Consider the following 770-nt stretch of genomic DNA (forward strand, 5'->3'; position numbering starts at 1 on the left):
TAGGGGCTGTTGATCTTTGTAGTACATATATCAATCAGCCCACATTGGTAGCCACATCATAGTAAATGCTAAAGCGAGCATTGAATGATAATTTCGTTCAAGCTTTTCATACCGCGTGGCTATCCCTCTATATTGCTTAATACGGCCAAATGCATTCTCAACCAAGTGCCGATATTTGTACATGCACCAGTCAATATCTTCATTGCCTACTAAACTGTTGCCCTTACGTGGAATAACGGGTGTAGCGTTATTATCACGAACAAACGCTCTCAGTTTTTCACTGTCGTAGCCTTTATCTGCGACAACCATATTACTTGTTGGGCAATTAGCTACGAGTGACTCTGCATGGACGATATCATGCGTATTTCCACAGGATAATTCATAATAAACAGGCAACCCTCCGCTATCGACTGCAAGATGAATTTTCGTAGAATTTCCACCTCGGCTCTTTCCAATTGATTCATTGTCAGCAGTTCTTGCACCGCAACTATGTTGATGAGCCCTGACAATACTGCCATCAATGAAGACCCAATCCATGTCCGCATCACGAGATAATGCGCGAAACAGTTCATTCAAAATCCCTTTTTTGGACCATAAATTAAACCGTCTGTAGATAGCACTCCAACGGCCAAAATCAGAAGGTAAATCTCGCCATGGAATACCTGTGCGCATCTTATACAGTATGCCTTCGAGCGTTTTTCTATGGTCGGGCTTATTATAAATTCGACCACTTAAGTACATTACTTTTGATAAGACATTCCATGTCCCGT

1 protein-coding gene is annotated in these 770 nt (G+C 41.8%); it reads right to left on the reverse strand.

The window, feature by feature from the left end:
• Window positions 1-30: 30 nt before the first annotated feature.
• A partial coding sequence (locus tag PSI06_RS21050) for an IS5 family transposase (protein ID WP_407073083.1) occupies window positions 31-770 on the reverse strand: 740 nt, incomplete at its 5' end.

Origin of the sequence: Pseudoalteromonas sp. GABNS16E (assembly GCF_028598715.1) — a bacterium.
Lineage (GTDB): Bacteria > Pseudomonadota > Gammaproteobacteria > Enterobacterales > Alteromonadaceae > Pseudoalteromonas > Pseudoalteromonas atlantica.